Genomic DNA, 16,008 nt, shown 5'->3' with positions numbered 1-16,008 from the left:
GGGTAGCCGTCCGCTGGGTAGATCCGTTATACGATGGCCGTATGACCAAGCCCGCCCTGCCCCTCGCGACCGGCACCGACCGCCTGCTGTTGCTGGAGACCTTCATACGTATCGTGGAGGCTGGCAGCCTGTCGGCGGCCGCCTTGCAGCTGGGGGCGACGCAGCCGACGATCAGCCGCCGGCTGCAACTGCTGGAGCGCACGCTGGGGGTGCGGCTGCTGCAGCGCTCGACCCATGCCATCCGGCTGACCGAGGATGGCCAGCGCTGTTACGAGCGCGCCCGGGAATTGACGACCACCTGGCAGTCGCTCGAGAGCGAGGTCAGCGGCGCCGGCGAGGACCTGGCCGGGTCGTTGCGGGTGGTGGCGCCGCACGCTTTCGGCCAGAACCAGTTCATGGATGCGCTGGCGCATTACCTGCGCCTGTATCCGCGCATGCGGGTGGAGTGGCTGCTGCATGACCGGGTGCCGGATTTCATCGCCGAGAACATCGATTGCGCGATCAAGGTCGGGCCGGTGCAGGATCCGTCGGTGGTCGCGGTCAAGCTGGGCGAGGTGCCGCGCAGCGTCATGGCGGCGCCGTCGCTGCTGGGCGGCGGGCCCCTGCCCCGGCATCCGTCCGAGCTGGCGGCCTTGCCGTGGCTGGCGCTGCGCACGTTCTACCGCAACGAAGTCAGCCTGACGCACGTCCGGACCGGCGAGGTGGTGTGCATCGACATCGTGCCGCGCCTGTCCACCGACGGCCTGTACGCGATGCGCAAGGCGGCGCTGCAAGGCCTGGGCGTGGGCATCGCGTCGGACTGGGCGCTGCGCGATGACTTGGCCAGCGGCCGGCTGGTGCAACTGGCGCCGGACTGGTTCGCCCCGCCCTTGCCCGTCTACCTGGTCTACGCGCCGTCGCGATTGCAACCGCCGCGGTTGCGCCGTTTCATCGAGATCATGCGCGAGCATCTGCCGGCGGAGTTGCGCGCGAGTGACGCGGGTTAGGCGCAGTTCGCGGCATATCAGGGATTACCAGCAGCGCCGCGGCCGGATTGCGACAAGTGGCATCGGCCGTTGCCAGAATGGCAGGTTCCTAGCATTTTGTGTGGAAAGTGGGCGCTAGGCATTGACCTGGGCATCGGACAGAATTTCTGTACCGAAACATCAGGGGAAAATAATGACGACACTGCTCACCACCACCGACGTCGCGAAGATCGTGGCCGCACAGGGCCCGCGCAAGGTATTCGAAGACCTGCTGGACTATCTGCTGGCCGATTTCCTGCGCTGGCAGGAGTTCGACAAGAGCGCGCGCGTCGCCAACCATTCGACGACCGGCGTGATCGAGCTGATGCCCACCGCCGACAGCGATCTCTACAGCTTCAAGTACGTCAACGGCCATCCCGGCAATCCGGCGGCGGGCCTGAGCACCGTGATGGCCTTTGGCGCGCTGGCGCAGGTCAACACCGGCGAGCCGCTGCTGATCAGCGAACTGACGCTGACCACCGCGCTGCGCACCGCCGCCACCTCGGCGCTGGCCGCCCGCGCCCTGGCCCGTCCGGGCTCGCGCAGCATGGCGCTGATCGGCAACGGCGCGCAAAGCGAATTCCAGGCGCTGGCGTTCCATCACATCCTGGGCATCGACACGCTGCATCTGTACGACGTCGATCCGGCCGCCACCGACAAGCTCGAGCGCAACCTGGCCGGCGTGCCCGGCCTGCGCCTGCGACGCTTCGACAGCACCGCCGCGGCCGCCAAGGGCGTCGACATCGTGACCACGGTGACGGCCGACAAGGCCTACGCCACCATCCTGACCGCCGACATGATCGAGCCGGGCATGCACATCAACGCCGTGGGCGGCGATTGCCCCGGCAAGACCGAACTGCACGCCGACGTGCTGCGCGCCGGGCCGGTGTTCGTCGAATACGAGCCGCAGACGCGCATCGAGGGCGACCTGCAGCAGATGCCCGCCGATTTCGCCGTGACCGAGTTGTGGCGCGTGCTGACCGGCCAGAGCGCCGGCCGCCAGGGCGATCGCGACATCACCGTGTTCGACTCCGTCGGTTTCGCGCTCGAGGACTTCTCGGCGCTGCGCTGGCTGCGCGACAGCGCGGTCAAGCACGGCATCGGCACCCGGGTGGAAGTGGCGCCGCGCCTGGCCGATCCGAAGAACCTGTTTGAACTCGTGCGCGGCCGCCAGGCCGCCGCGCAGGCCGCGGCCCGCGCCAACCAGGCGCTGCTCAAGGACTGACGCGCGCCGCGGGCGCCGTGGCCTATTCGGGCTGCGGCGGCTCGTGCGAGATCGGCCGCCCCAGCAGGAAGCCCTGGAAGTGCGAGCAGCCTTCCTGCGTCAGCCTTTCCAGCTGGGCCGCCGTCTCCACGCCCTCGGCGGTGGTGGGGATGTCGAGGCTGCGGCCGATGCCGTTGATGGCGCGGATGATGGCCAGCGCTTCCTTGCTCGATTCGACGTCCTGCGTGAAGGACTTGTCGATCTTGATCTTGTCGAACTCGAAGGTGCGCAGATAGCCCAGCGATGAATAGCCGGTGCCGAAATCGTCCAGCGCCACCTTCACGCCCAGCTGCTTGAGCCGGTTGAGCGTGGTCAGGTTGGCCTCCGAATTGGCCAGCAGCACCGATTCGGTGATCTCCAGCTCCAGCCGCCGCGCCGGCAGGCCGGAGGTGGCCAGGGCCGATTCCACCAGCGAGACCAGCGCATTGTTGGTGAACTGCGTGGCCGACAGGTTCACCGCCACGGTTTCGTGCGCGTCCCAGGTCATGGCTTCGCGGCAGGCTTCGTGCAGGGTGAAGGCGCCCAGCTCGTGGATCAGCCCGGTCTCTTCGGCGATCGGGATGAAGTCGTTGGGCATGATGAGGCCCTTGACCGGATGCTGCCAGCGCATCAGCGCCTCGCGCCCCACCGTGCGGACGTGGGTGACATCCTTGATGGGCTGGTAGTACAGCTGCAGCTGCTGCGACAGGATCGCCTGGCGCAGGTCCATCTCCATTTCGTGGCGCTTGAGCGCGGCCGCTTCCATTTCGGGCTTGAAGAACGCCAGGCAGTTGCGGCCATTGCGCTTGGCTTCGTACAGCGCCATGTCGGCGTAGCGCAGCAGGTGGTCGGCGCCGGCTTCCTGCGCGGTGGCCCGGGCGATGCCGATGCTGACGCTGACCGGCACGGTGTGGCCGTCGACCTGGAACGGCTCGCGCACCGCGTCGATCAGGCGCTGCGCCATCTGGCGCAGGTCGTCGGTCTTTTCGATGCCGGGCAGCACCACCGCGAATTCGTCGCCGCCCAGGCGCGCCAGCGTGTCCTGCTCGCGCAGGTTCTTGGCCAGGCGCCGGGCCAGCTGGCGCAGCAGTTCGTCGCCGTACTGGTGGCCGAGCGTGTCGTTGACGCTCTTGAAGTTGTCCAGGTCCAGGCACAACACCGCGGCGCTGCGCTCGCGGCCCTCGGGCGACAGCGCCTTGAGCAGGCGCTCGCGGAACAGGCGGCGATTGGGGATGCCGGTGAGGGTGTCGTGATGCGCCATGTAGCGCACCTGGGCCTGGGCCGCGTTCTCGTCGGTGATGTCGTCGGCGATCAGCAGCACGTAGCGCGAACGCGGATCGCTGCTGTGGAACACCAGCGTCTTGCTGCGCAGCGTGCGCGGGCCGCGCTCGGTGATGACTTCTTCCTGCCCGGCCTCGCGCAGCGCGCCGTCGGAACGCAGGGCGTCGTTGGTCAGGCGCTCGAAGAATTCATGGACGGCGGGCGGCAGGCATTGCTGCATGGTCTGGCCCTGCATCTGCTCGCGGCGCGCGCCGAAAACGTTTTCGGTCTGCCGGTTGGCCAGCAGGATGCGGCGCGACACGGCGTCCAGCACCAGCACGCAGGACGGGATGTGCGAGACCACGGCTTCCAGGAAGCTCGACAGCGAGGTCAGCTCGCTGTTGTAGCGCTCGGCCAGTTCCTTGGCGTGCAGCACCTGCAGCTCGCGTTCGCGGCGCTCGGTGCAGTCGCGCGTGATCTTGGCGTAGCCGATGAGCGCGCCGGTGTCGTCGTGGATGGCGTCGATCACCACGTGGGCCCAGAACGGCGTGCCGTCCTTGCGGATGCGCCAGCCCTCGGCCTCGAAGCGGCCCTGTTCGCGGGCGATGCTCAGGCCGCGCCCCGGCAGGCCCGAGGCCTGGTCGGCGGGGCTGTAGAAGCAGGAAAAATGCCGCCCCACGATTTCGTCCCGCGTATACCCCTTGGCGCGCTCGGCGCCGGCGTTCCAGTTGGCGACGGTGCCGTCGGGGTTCAACATGTAGATAGCGTAGTCAACGACACCTTGCACGAGGTGCCGATACATGACGTCGGAATGGTCGATGATCATTGGGAGTGGGCAGGCGTTGCGGGATTCGCGGCACTACGTTTACGTCGTGCCGACGCGATTATTTACCGGCAATGCGCGGAAAAGCCGATCCTTGCCGATCTTGACGCATTAAGTCCGATCTTTGCGTTGGGTAACAGGCTCAGGGTTTCATGCGTTGCTTGAGGGCCTGCGTGATCATGGGGATGTCGAGATCCTGGCCGGGATGCTTCTGGCAGAAGTCGTACAACACCGCGATGTAGGCGTTGCCCAGCAGTTTGGTGATGGCGCCGGCGGTGGTGGCGGCGATGGTGCCGCCGATCGCGCTGCCGGCGCCGGGGATGAACTTCAGCAGGCCCGACACCACCGAGCGCCCGACCAGCGTGGCCGCGGACGCGCCCAGCGTGGACGTGACCAGCGTGCTGATGGCGGCGGTGTTCAGTTCCATGCCGAAGGTGATGCCGATCTTGGCGATCATGCCGACCTGGATCGGCACCAGCGCGACGGCGTCGGAGAACGGAATCGGCGCGGCGGCGGCCGACGCGGCCAGGCCGGCGGCGACGTTGACCTCTATTTCAGCCCGCTTTTTTTTTACTTCCAGGGCCTTCTGGTTGCGGGTCGAGAGCGCGTTGGCGTAGGCGCGCTGCTGCGATTCGGGGATGAAGGCGGCGGTGGCTTCGATCAGCGCGTCCAGCCCCATCGGCGGCAGGTCCGCATCCAGTTCCTCGATGCGTTCGGGCAGCGCGCGCACCGCCACCACCTGGCGCGCGCGCGGCAGCAGTGCGCGCGCCTGTTCCAGGAAGGGGCTGTTCTTGCGCGCCTTGGTGAGCACGCCGATGACGGGGATGCCGGCATCGGCCAGCAGCGCGCACAGTTCGATTTCGGCATCCTCGACGCGGTGGCTGCTGTCCTGGATGCAGAGCCAGGCCACGTGCAGGTGCCGGTCCTGGTCTTCCGAGGCGGCGCGTTCGCGGATCAGGTCGGCCAGCTGCTGGCGCGAGCGGGCGTAGTCGCCGACCTCCAGGCCGCGGGTGTCGATGATGGTGAGCGGATGGCCGGGCCGCGAGAATTCCTGCGTGGTCTGCGTGACCGGCTTGCCGGCGCCGGTCTTGGCCAGGTCGCCGCGGAACACCGCGTTGATGAGCGTGCTCTTGCCCACGCCGGTCTTGCCCGCGACCAGGATGTTGACGCGGCCGGCGCCGCGCGTGGCGGTGCTGATCGCGTCGGCGATCGCGTCCTGCAGCTGGGGCGTGTCGTGGCGGGGCGGGGTCATGGCTGGCGAAGGAAGGGCGCGCGGCGGGCGCGGGGATCGGACATGGCTTGATTCTAGCGACAAACGCGAACGGGGCCGGATCGCCCGTCAACCGTACAGGTGCTCCGCTTCCGGGAAACGGCGCGCGCGCACGTCGGCGGCGTAGTCGCGGGCGGCGTCCTGGATGCGGGCCGACAGGGTGTCGTAGCGCTTCACGAAGCGGGCGGTGCGGTCGAACATGCCGAGCATGTCGTCGACCACCAGCACCTGGCCGTCGCAGCCGGCCGACGCGCCGATGCCGATGGTGGGGCAGGCGATGGCTTCGGTGATGGCCAGCGCCAGCGGTTCGACCACGCCCTCGATCACCACGGCGAAGGCGCCGGCGTCGGCCACCGCCGCTGCGTCGGCGGCGATGCGGGCGTACTCGGCGTCGCCGCGGCCGCGCGCGCCGTAGCCGCCGAGAATATTGACGGCCTGCGGCGTGAGGCCGATGTGCGCCATGACCGGAATGCCGCGCGCCGACAGATAGGCGATGGCGGGCGCCATGGCCTGGCCGCCCTCCAGCTTGACCGCGCTGGCGCCTGTTTCCTTCAGGACCCGCGCGGCCGAGCGGAAGGCCTGCTCCGGGCTTTCCTCGTAGCTGCCGAAAGGCATGTCGACCACCACCAGCGCCTGGCGCGCGCCGCGCACCACGGCGGCGCCGTGCGCGATCATCATGTCGAGCGTGACCGGCACGGTGGACGGCAGGCCGTAGATGGTCTGCGCCAGGCTGTCGCCCACCAGCAGCGCGTCGCAGTGGGGATCGAGCAGTTCGGCCATGCGCGCGGTGTAGGCGGTGAGCATGACCAGCGGTTCGGCGCGCTTGCGGGCGCGAAAGGCCGGGACGGTCATGCGGCGCGGCGCCGCGGCGGCGGCATTCAAGGTGGCGGTGGTGGACATGCGGACTCCTGGTGTGCGGGGCGCGGGGCCTGGCGTGGCCGCCGCGCGCGGCACAGGTATATCACGGCGGCGAGGCCGGCGCGTCCAGCAGGGCCGCGCGCATGTCTTCGAGAAAGGCCGCGGCGATGTCGTCCAGGTGGCTGCGCCGTTTCGCCACCATGCTGATCTCGACGTCGTAATGATAGGTGTCGGCGTCCAGCGCGTGCAGCAGGCCGGCGGCGACGTAGGGCGCCGCATAGTGCTCGGGCAGGTAGCCCAGGTGCGCGCCCGACAGGATCAGGATCAGCGCGGCCTCCATGTTGTCGGCTTCGGAGGTGATGTGGCGCGGCCGGCCTGCGAACGAGGACTCCGGCAATGGATAGGTGCGCCAGGTCCAGTCGGCGTCGGCGATGTCCTGCTCGGTGACGCGGCCGGCGCGCGCCGCCAGCGGATGCGTGGCGCCGCAGTAGGCGATCTGGCGTTCCTGGAACAGCGCGGTGTAGTCCAGCATCGGCACCCGGTGCAGGAAGTAGCCGATGGCGACCTGCATCTCGTCCTTCAGGATCAGTTCCTCCAGCTCGCGCGGGCTGCGGATCAGCACCGACAGGCGCACGGCCTCGTCGCGCCGGCGGAACTTCTCGATGGCGCGGCCGATGCGCGCGTTCTGCGCCATGGTGGCGTTGCCGATCAGGCCCAGCGTCAGGTTGCCCACCAGTTGCCGATGCATGTTGCGCGCCTGCGCGCTGAAGTCGTCCAGCGAGGCCAGCGCGCGACGCGCCAGCTTGTCGAATCGCTGTCCCTTGGCGCTCAGGCGAAAGCCGCCGCGGCCGCGCTCGCACAGGGTGAAGCCAAGGCGCGTTTCGAGCGTGGCGAGCTGGCTGCTGATGGTGGACTGGCCCACGCCCAGCAGCGCCTGCGCCGCCGACACGCCGCCGGCGTCGACGATGGTGAGGAAGACGCGGATCAGCCGCAGGTCGAGGTCGGAGACGTTCGAGAGCATAGGGTAACTACCGACTAAACATTGATGGACGTCGATGTGAATTTTCCGAACCAGATATGGATGGAAGATCGCCGGATTCCTATTATTCCACCGGAGTTGCCGATTTGGATCGACGCCGACGCCGCCGGCGGCGAGCGCGCCGATCGGGGCTGGAAACCGCGAGTTTTCCGGATTCACTTCTACGTCAATAGTTGTTTTGCCGGCGGCGGTCAATCAGCGTGCGCGCTTCGCGACGCACGCGGCGACACAAGGGGAAGGACATGGTTTTGGATATAGGCGTCGTGATGCTGTACCTGGCCGCCATGCTGCTGCTGGGCTGGTACGGCATGCGGCGGGCGAAGACGCACGAGGATTTCCTGGTGGCGGGCCGCAACCTGGGGCCGGGCTTCTACATGGGCACCATGGCGGCGACCGTCCTGGGCGGCGCCAGCACGGTCGGCACGGTGCGGCTGGGCTATGTGTACGGCATTTCCGGCTTCTGGCTGTGCGCCATGCTGGGCCTGGGCATCATCGTGCTCAATGTGTTCCTGGCCAAGCCGCTGCTGAAGCTGCGCATCTTCACCGTGACGCAGATCCTGGAATACCGCTACAGCGCGCGCACCAAGCACGTCAGCGCGCTGGTGATGATGGCCTACGCGCTGATGCTGGCGGCCACCTCGGTGATCGCGATCGGCACCGTGATGCAGGTGCTGTTCGACCTGCCCTTCTGGCTGTCTATCCTGGTGGGCGGCGGCGTGGTGGTGGTGTATTCGGCGGTGGGCGGCATGTGGTCGCTGACGCTGACGGACATCGTGCAGTTCCTGATCAAGACCGTCGGCCTGATGTTCATCCTGCTGCCGATCTGCCTGTCGCGGGTCGGCGGCTGGGACCAGCTGGTGGCCAGGCTGCCGGCGTCCAGCTTCGAGTTCGCCACCATCGGCTGGTCCACGGTGCTGACGTACTTCCTGATCTATTTCTTCGGCATCCTGATCGGCCAGGACATCTGGCAGCGCGTGTTCACCGCCCGCAGCGAACGGGTGGCGCGGGTGGCGGGCGCGGCGGCGGGCGTGTACTGCATCGTCTACGGCCTGGTGGGCGCATTGATCGGCATGACGGCCAAGGTGCTGCTGCCCGATCTGGACAACGTCAACAACGCGTTCGCGGCCATCGTGCAGGCGGGGCTGCCGGAGGGCATCCGCGGCCTGGTGATCGCGGCGGCGCTGGCGGCGATGATGTCCACGGCCAGCGCGGCGATGCTGGCGTCGGCGACGGTGCTGTCCGAAGACCTGCTGCCGGCCCTGCGCGGCGGACGCGGCTTCACGCACGTGCGCAGCCATCGCCTGGTGACGCTGCTGGTGGGCCTGGCCACGCTCGGCATCGCGCTGGCGGTCGACGATGTGCTCAATGCGCTGACCTGCGCCTACAACCTGCTGGTGGGCGGCATGCTGGTGCCGATCCTGGGCGCCATCTGGTGGCGCCGCGCCACCACGCCCGGCGCCATCGCCAGCATGCTGCTGGGCTGCGGCACGGCGATCGGCTTCATGATCAAGGACGGCCTGGCCGCCAACACGCCGATCTACGCCAGCCTGGCCGTCAGCGTCCTCAGCTTTGTCATCGTCAGCCTGATGGGGCAGGCCGCCGCGCCTGTCCAGGGCGACACCCCTTCCAGGAGCATTCCATGACCTTCACGCCCGAGAAGCTGGCCGCGTTGCGCGCCCGGTTCGGCGGAGCCAACGAGGCTGTCATCCACGACCCGCACTTTCGCGCCGTGGCGGCCAACGTCATCGACGAGAGCGGCACGCGCAGCGCGCCCTATGCCGGCATGCCGACCCTGCTGGACGCGCCGGCGCGGCAGATCGACTGGGACCGGCCCGACTTCGGCGACCTGCAGGTGGCGTTGCTGGGCGTGCCGATGGACCTGGGCGCGAGCAATCGCAGCGGCTGCCGCTTCGGGCCGCGCGCGCTGCGCGCCATCGAGCGGGTGGGGCCGTACAACCATGCGCTTCGATGTGCGCCGGTGCGCGAGCTGCGGGTCGCCGATATCGGCGACGTGCCGATGCGCAGCCGCTACAGCCTGGAGCAATCGCACGAGGATATCCACGCGGCCTACGCCAGGATCGCGGCGGCGGGCGTGACGCCGCTGTCGGTCGGCGGCGACCATTCCGTGACGCTGCCGATCCTGCGCGCGCTGGGCGCGCGGCGGCCGGTGGCGCTGGTGCATTTCGATGCGCATTGCGATACAGGCGGGCCGTTCGACGGCAGCCGCTTCCATCACGGCGGACCATTCCGGCAGGCGGTGCTGGAGGGCGTGCTCGACCCCACCCGCACCATCCAGATCGGCATCCGGGGCTCGGCCGAATACCTGTGGGAGTTCTCGTACGAGTCGGGCATGACGGTGATCCACGCCGAGGACATCCCGCGCCTGGGCGTGGAGGCCATCATCGCCCAGGCGCGCGCCGTGGTCGGCGACGCGCCGGTCTACGTGTCGTTCGACATCGATTGCCTGGATCCGGCGTTCGCGCCCGGCACCGGTACGCCGGAGGTCGGCGGGGTGACCGTGCGCGAGGCCCAGGCCATGCTGCGCGGGCTGGCCGGCCTGGACATCGTCGGCGGCGACCTGGTGGAAGTGGCGCCGTCGTACGACGCCACCGCCAATACGGCCCATGCGGGCGCGCAGATCCTGTTCGAGATCCTGAGCCTGATGCGCCTGCGCGGCGCGCGCTGACGCACCGGCAAGGCGCCGGCGTCAGGGCGCCGTGGCGCCCTCGCCCGCCACCTGCAGCAAGGTGTAGCGCCGGCTCGAATACAGCGGCGTGACCTGTCCGCGCCAGGTCGCCAGTAGCGTGGTGGCCTCGCGCTTGCGCACCGCCAGGAATACCCGCTGGCCGGCGGCCGGCAGCACCGCGGCCAGGGCCTGCGGGCCGTCCACCAGGCCGGCCGTGTCGCGCGAATAGTAGCGGGCGGAGAACGGGCGGCTGCCGACGAAATAGAGCCGGTCGCCGGCCCGCATGGCGGCCTCGGCGCGTTGCACCAGCTGCTTTTCCGTCTTGTAGTGCGCCGGCTGCATCCAGGCCAGCAGGGCCAGGACCAGCGCGGCGGCGGGCGCCAAGGCCATGCCCGCCAGCATCAGGCGGCCCGGGCGCGCGTCGCGCCACTGCGCGGCCTGGATGCCGAGCGCCAGCGCCACCGGCGGCAGCGCCGGCAGCACGTAGGTCCAGAGGATGTTGCCCGACAGGGTGAAGAATGCCGGCGTGGCCAGCGCCCAGGCCAGCAGGTAGGTCAGGTCGGGGTCGCGCGCCGCCGTCGCCACGCGCCGGCGCAGCGGATCGTCACGCCGCGGCCACAGCAGCAGGCCGAGCCAGGCCACGCCCCACGGCATGGTCGCCATCAACCAGTCCAGCCAGATGCTGCCGTAGGGGCGTTGGTGGGCCGAGCCGTAGCGATCGCCTTCCCAGCCCGGATCGATGAAACGCAGGATGTGCTCGCCGACGATGAAGTAGCGCAGGAATCCCGGCGTCTTCAGTTCGGCCGCGATGTACCAGGGCAGCGCCAGCATCAGCGTCAGGGCGATGCCGCCCGCCCACGGCAGCGCCCGCAGTGACGCGCGCGCGTTGCGGTGCCACAGCATCCACGGCACGATCGCGCCGGCGGTCAGCACCAGCGCCAGCGGGCCCTTGGACAGCAGGCCGATGGCCAGGCCGACGAAGAAGCCATAACGCCACAGCGGCCGCGGATCGCGCGGCGCCAGCAGGAACGACACCATCGACAGCGTGATGCCCAGGGCCAGGAAGGCGTCGGTCAGCACCGCGCCGGCGCTGGCGTACGGCAGCAGCATGGTGGCGAACAACAGCGTGGCCCAGCGCGCGGCCTGCTCGCCGCGCAACTGGCGCGCGCAGCGGTGGACCAGCGCCAGCACGCCCAGCATGGCCAGCCACGTCGGCAGGCGCACCGCCAGCTCGGACAGGCCAAACAGCCGGATGGACAGCGCCTGGGCCCAGAAGGCCAGCGGCGGCTTGCCCCAGAACGGCTCGCCCGGCTCGAACCATGGGGTGATCCAGTCGCCGGTCGTCGCCATCAGGCGGGCGATCTCGGCGTAGCGCGGCTCGGAGGTGTCGGCGAACGGCATCATCGCCATCGCCAGCAGGCGCAGCGCGAGGATGCCGCCCAGGCCCAGCAGCAGGCCCCTAGAAGTTAACCGCATGCGGACCCTTGGCGGTGTCGGCCAGCGGCATGGCCGCCGCGGCGCTGTGTTGTACGTCGCGCACCAGATAGACCGGGCGCTGCTTGGATTCCATGTAGGTCTTGCCCATGTATTCGCCCAACAGCCCGATGGTGATCAGCTGGATGCCGCTCAGGAACGTGATCATGGCCATCAGCGAGGGGTAGCCCTGGACATCGTCGCCATGGATCAGCGTCTTGAAGATGATGATGATACCGAACAGGGCGCCCAGCAGCGCGGCGGTCACGCCCGCGACCGTGGCCCAGCGCAGCGGCGCGATCGAGAACGAGGTGATGCCTTCCAGCGCCAGCCGCAGCAGCGCGAAGACGTTCCACTTGGTGGCGCCGGCGGCGCGCGGGGCGCGGTCGTAGTCGATGACGCGGGTCGGCATGCCGACCCAGGCATACAGACCCTTCATGTAGCGGCAACGCTCGGGCAGCCGCAGCAGCGCATCGACGGCGCGCCGGCTCATCAGGCGGAAGTCGCCGGTGTCGGGCGGGATCGCGGCGCGGCTCAGCCGGCTCAACAAGCGGTAATAGGCGTAGGCCGAGGCGCGCTTGAACCAGCCCTCGCCGGCGCGGCTGCGGCGCCGCATGCCGACCACGTCGGCGCCCTCGCGCCAGGCGCGCACCATGTCCGGAATCAGCTCGGGCGGGTCCTGCAGGTCGGCATCCAGCAGGATGACGGCGGCGCCGGTGGCGTGTTCCAGGCCGGCGGTCATGGCGGCTTCCTTGCCGAAGTTGCGGCTCAGGCGCACCAGTTTCAGGCCGGGCTCGCGCGCCATCAGTCCGGCGATGTATTCGGCGCTGCCGTCCTGGCTGCCGTCGTCGACGAACACGATTTCCCACGGCTCGCCCAGGGCGTCGAGCACCTGCCGCAGGCGCGCGTGGCACTGCGGCAGCACTTCGCGCTCGTTCAGGAAGCAGATGACGATGGAGAGTTGTGGCGGACGCGGCGGCGTGCGCGGCGGGAGGGGGATGGCGGGATACGGACGCATGGTGGGAACGCCTTTGGGTCGAACGGTCGGGCCGCGCCGGCCGGGCGGCACCGGCGCATCGCCACTTTATTGAGCCGTCCGCGACAGCGCGCGGACGGCGACATTACATTTGCGCAAGGTGGGCGGTCCGCCGTGTCAGCCGGCGGCGGTCTCCCGCTGACGCGCCGCGCTCTGCGCCAGCTCGAGTTCCTCGGCGTCCTTGCGGTGCATCAGCCGGTACAGCGCGGGCAGCACCAGCAGCGTCAGGATGGTCGACGAGATGATGCCGCCGATGACCACGGTGGCCAGCGGCCGCTGCACCTCGGCGCCGGTGCCGGTGGCGATCGCCATGGGCACGAATCCGAGCGAGGCCACCAGCGCGGTCATCAGCACCGGCCGCAGCCGCGTCAGGGCGCCCTCGCGCACCGCCTGGTCGAGCGGCTTGCCGGATTCGCGCAACGAGCTGATGAAGGACAGCAGCACCAGGCCGTTCAGCACCGCCACGCCGCACAGCGCGATGAAGCCGACCGCCGCGGTGATCGACAGCGGAATGCCGCGCAGCCACAGCGAGATGACGCCGCCCGTCAGCGCGAACGGAATGCCGGTGAACACGATCAGGCCGTCCTTGATGTTGCCGAACATGGCGAACAGCAGGCCGAACACCAGCAGCAGCGCGGCGGGCACCACGATCTGCAGGCGCTGGGCCGCCGATTGCAGCTGTTCGAAGGTGCCGCCCCAGGCGGTCCAGTAGCCGGCCGGCACCTTGATCTGCTCGGCCAGCGCCTTCTCGGCGTCGAGCACGAACGAGCCCAGGTCGCGGCCGCGCACGTTGGCGCTGACGACGATGCGGCGCTTGCCGTCCTCGCGCGAGATCTGATTGGGGCCGGGGGCCAGGTCGAAGGTGGCGATCTCCGACAACGGGATGTAGGCGGTCTGCGCCAGCGCGTCGCTCTTGGGCAGGGCGATGGGCAGCTTGCGCAGGGCCGGGATGCTCTCGCGCACCGTCTCCGGCAGGCGCACCACGATGTCGAAGCGGCGGTCGCCCTGGAAGAAGGTGCCGGCCTCGCGGCCGCCGATGGCGATACCCAGCGTGTCCTGCACGTCGGCCAGGTTCAGGCCGTAGCGGGCGGCGCGGGCGCGGTCGATGTTGACCGTCAGCACCGGCAGGCCGGTGGTCTGCTCGATCTTGACCTCGGAGGCGCCGGGAATCGCCTGCAGCACCTGGGCGACCTCGGCCGCGGAACGGTTCAGCACGTCGTTGTCGTCGCCGAAGATCTTCACCGCCACGTCGCTGCGCACGCCGGAGATCAGCTCGTTGAAGCGCAGCTGGATCGGTTGCGAGAATTCGTAGTTGTTGCCCGGAATCTGCGCGGCCTCTTCCTGGATCGCCTGCAACAGCTCGGCCTGGGTCTTGCGCGGCGCGGGCCACTGATCGCGGGGCTTGAGCATGATGTAGCCGTCGGAGATATTGGGCGGCATCGGGTCGGAGGCGATCTCGGCGGTGCCGGTGCGGGCGAACACGCGTTCGATCTCGGGGAATTTCTGCTTCAGCCGGGTCTCCAGCTGCTTCTGCATCTCCAGCGACTGGCTCAGGCTGGTGCCGGGAATGCGCAGCGCCTGGATGGCGATGTCGCCCTCGTTCAGATTGGGGATGAACTCGCTGCCCATGCGCGCGGCGATCACGCCGCACACCGCCACGAACAGGGTGGCGGCGGCCAGCACCAGCGGCGTGCGGCGCAGGGCCAGGTCCAGCAGCGGCGCGTAGCGGCGCTTGGCCCACAGCATCAGGCGGTTTTCCTTTTCCGAGACCCTCTTGCCGATGAACAGCGCCACCGCCGCCGGCACGAAGGTGACCGACAGGATCATTGCGCCCAGCAGCGCCAGCACCACGGTCAGGGCCATGGGATGGAACATGCGCCCTTCGACCCCGCTGAGCGCGAAGATCGGCAGGTACACCACCATGATGATGAGCTGGCCGAACAGCAGCGGCCGGCGCGCCTCGCGCGCGGCGGCGAAGACTTCGTGGAAGCGTTCGCTGCGGGTCAGGGGCCGGCCCTGCTGTTCCTGCGCGTGGCTCAGCCGCCGCACGCAGTTCTCGACGATCACCACCGCGCCGTCGACGATGATGCCGAAGTCCAGCGCGCCCAGGCTCATCAGGTTGGCGCTGACCTTGTAGGTGACCATGCCGGTGAAGGTGAACAGCATCGACAGCGGGATCACCATGGCGGTGATCAGCGCGGCGCGGATGTTGCCCAGGAACAGGAACAGGATCACGATCACCAGGGCCGCGCCTTCCAGCAGGTTCTTCTTGACCGTGGCGATGGCCTTGTCGATCAGGTTGCTGCGGTCGTACACGGTGACGGCCTTGATGCCGGCCGGCAGGGTCTTGTTGATGGCGTCGATGCGCGCCGACACCGCCTGCGACACCGCGCGGCTGTTCTCGCCGATCAGCATGAAGACGGTGCCCAGCACCACTTCCTGGCCGTTGTCGGTGGCCGCGCCCGTGCGCAGCTCGCGGCCGATGCTGACGTCGGCCACGTCGCGGATGCGGATGGCCTGGCCGTCCACGGCGGTCAGCACCACGTCGCGGATGTCGTCGATGGAGCGCACCTGGCCTGGCGCGCGGATCAGGTACTGCTCGCCCTTGCGCTCGATGTAGCCGGCGCCGACGTTGGCGTTGTTGCGGTCCAGCGCCGTCATGATGTCGGTCAGCGACAGGCCGTAGGAGGCCAGCCGCTCGGTGTTGGGCGCCACCTGGTATTCCTTGGCGAAGCCGCCGATCGAGTTGATCTCGGTGACGCCGGTGATGTTGCGCAGTTGCGGCTTGATGACCCAGTCCTGGATCTCGCGCAGGTCGGTCGGCGTGTAGGGCGTGCCGTCTTCCTTCTTGGCGCCGGGCTCGGCCTCCACCGTCCACAGGTAGATTTCGCCCAGGCCGGTCGAGATCGGCCCCATGGTCGGCGTGATGCCTTCGGGCAGGCTTTCCTTGGCTTCCTGCAGCCGCTGGTTGACCAGCTGGCGGGCGAAGTAGATGTCGGTGCCGTCCTTGAAGATCACCGTCACCTGCGACAGGCCGTAGCGCGACAGCGAGCGGGTCTGCTGCAGGCCGGGCAGGCCGGCCATGACGGTCTCGATCGGATAGGTGATGCGCTGTTCGGTCTCCAGCGGCGAGTAGCCGGGCGCGCCGACGTTGATCTGCACCTGCACGTTGGTGATGTCCGGCACGGCGTCGATGGCCAGCCGGGTGTAGTTGTAGACCCCGATGGCGGCGACGCCCAGGGTGACGAAGATGACGAGCCACCGTTGCTCGATGGCGAAGCGGATCAGGCGTTCAAACATGTCTGGATGCTCCGGC

12 protein-coding genes are annotated in these 16,008 nt (G+C 69.0%); 5 read left to right on the top strand and 7 right to left on the bottom strand.

Going from position 1 to position 16,008, the window contains the following annotated elements; translation table 11 throughout:
- Positions 1-41: 41 nt before the first annotated feature.
- Complete coding sequence (locus AOZ53_RS15710) at positions 42-986, top strand: LysR family transcriptional regulator (RefSeq protein WP_054434018.1); 945 nt, start codon at positions 42-44, stop codon at positions 984-986.
- Between the two features lie 172 nt (positions 987-1,158).
- The gene (locus tag AOZ53_RS15705) at positions 1,159-2,229 is read left to right on the top strand and encodes an ornithine cyclodeaminase (RefSeq protein ID WP_054434017.1); all 1,071 of its coding nucleotides are present in this window, start codon (positions 1,159-1,161) and stop codon (positions 2,227-2,229) included.
- 22 nt (positions 2,230-2,251) lie between these two features.
- Here the strand turns inward: AOZ53_RS15705 and AOZ53_RS15700 are convergent, their stop codons facing one another.
- The 4 genes from AOZ53_RS15700 to AOZ53_RS15685 all read right to left on the bottom strand — a co-directional run bounded on the left by AOZ53_RS15700 (position 2,252) and on the right by AOZ53_RS15685 (position 7,479).
- Positions 2,252-4,333 carry a sensor domain-containing protein gene (locus AOZ53_RS15700; RefSeq protein WP_082385649.1) on the bottom strand — a complete coding sequence of 694 codons (2,082 nt, stop codon included), beginning with the start codon at positions 4,331-4,333 and terminating at the stop codon, positions 2,252-2,254.
- A gap of 139 nt (positions 4,334-4,472) precedes the next feature.
- Complete coding sequence (locus AOZ53_RS15695) at positions 4,473-5,582, bottom strand: YcjF family protein (RefSeq protein WP_054488422.1); 1,110 nt, start codon at positions 5,580-5,582, stop codon at positions 4,473-4,475.
- A gap of 87 nt (positions 5,583-5,669) precedes the next feature.
- Positions 5,670-6,500: a 3-methyl-2-oxobutanoate hydroxymethyltransferase gene (panB, locus tag AOZ53_RS15690; protein WP_054488421.1), complete on the bottom strand. Its 831-nt coding sequence runs from the start codon at positions 6,498-6,500 to the stop codon at positions 5,670-5,672.
- Between the two features lie 61 nt (positions 6,501-6,561).
- Positions 6,562-7,479, bottom strand: a complete 918-nt coding sequence (locus AOZ53_RS15685; protein ID WP_054434014.1) for a LysR family transcriptional regulator — start codon at positions 7,477-7,479, stop codon at positions 6,562-6,564.
- 24 nt (positions 7,480-7,503) lie between these two features.
- Here AOZ53_RS15685 and AOZ53_RS34715 point away from each other — a divergent pair, with 24 nt between their 5' ends.
- Genes AOZ53_RS34715 through speB form a run of 3 tightly spaced genes read left to right on the top strand, consistent with a single transcriptional unit; the run spans position 7,504 to position 10,183 of the window.
- A complete protein-coding gene (locus AOZ53_RS34715) occupies positions 7,504-7,755 on the top strand; it encodes a hypothetical protein (RefSeq protein WP_197286492.1) in 252 nt (83 codons plus the stop codon).
- Positions 7,740-9,140, top strand: coding sequence for a sodium:solute symporter family protein (locus tag AOZ53_RS15680; protein WP_054488419.1), 1,401 nt, complete (start codon positions 7,740-7,742; stop codon positions 9,138-9,140). The genes AOZ53_RS34715 and AOZ53_RS15680 overlap by 16 nt, the downstream gene beginning before the upstream one ends.
- Entirely contained in the window at positions 9,137-10,183 is a 1,047-nt protein-coding gene (gene speB, locus AOZ53_RS15675) for an agmatinase (RefSeq protein ID WP_054434012.1), read from the top strand. The genes AOZ53_RS15680 and speB overlap by 4 nt, the downstream gene beginning before the upstream one ends.
- Before the next feature lie 21 nt (positions 10,184-10,204).
- Here speB and AOZ53_RS35200 read toward each other — a convergent pair whose 3' ends face one another.
- The 3 genes from AOZ53_RS35200 to AOZ53_RS15660 form a co-directional block, all read right to left on the bottom strand.
- Entirely contained in the window at positions 10,205-11,659 is a 1,455-nt protein-coding gene (locus AOZ53_RS35200) for an ArnT family glycosyltransferase (RefSeq protein WP_054488416.1), read from the bottom strand.
- The gene (locus AOZ53_RS15665; RefSeq protein WP_054434032.1) at positions 11,643-12,674 is read right to left on the bottom strand and encodes a glycosyltransferase family 2 protein; all 1,032 of its coding nucleotides are present in this window, start codon (positions 12,672-12,674) and stop codon (positions 11,643-11,645) included. The genes AOZ53_RS35200 and AOZ53_RS15665 overlap by 17 nt, the downstream gene beginning before the upstream one ends.
- Positions 12,675-12,809: 135 nt before the next feature.
- Positions 12,810-15,992 (bottom strand): CusA/CzcA family heavy metal efflux RND transporter, encoded by a 3,183-nt coding sequence (locus AOZ53_RS15660; RefSeq protein ID WP_054488414.1) that lies wholly within the window; start codon positions 15,990-15,992, stop codon positions 12,810-12,812.
- Positions 15,993-16,008: the final 16 nt, after the last annotated feature.

This window comes from Achromobacter sp. 2789STDY5608621 (genome assembly GCF_001299375.1).
Lineage (GTDB): Bacteria > Pseudomonadota > Gammaproteobacteria > Burkholderiales > Burkholderiaceae_B > Achromobacter > Achromobacter insuavis.
Note: the sequence above shows the minus strand (reverse complement) of the source record. Positions and strands in the feature narration are given on the sequence as shown.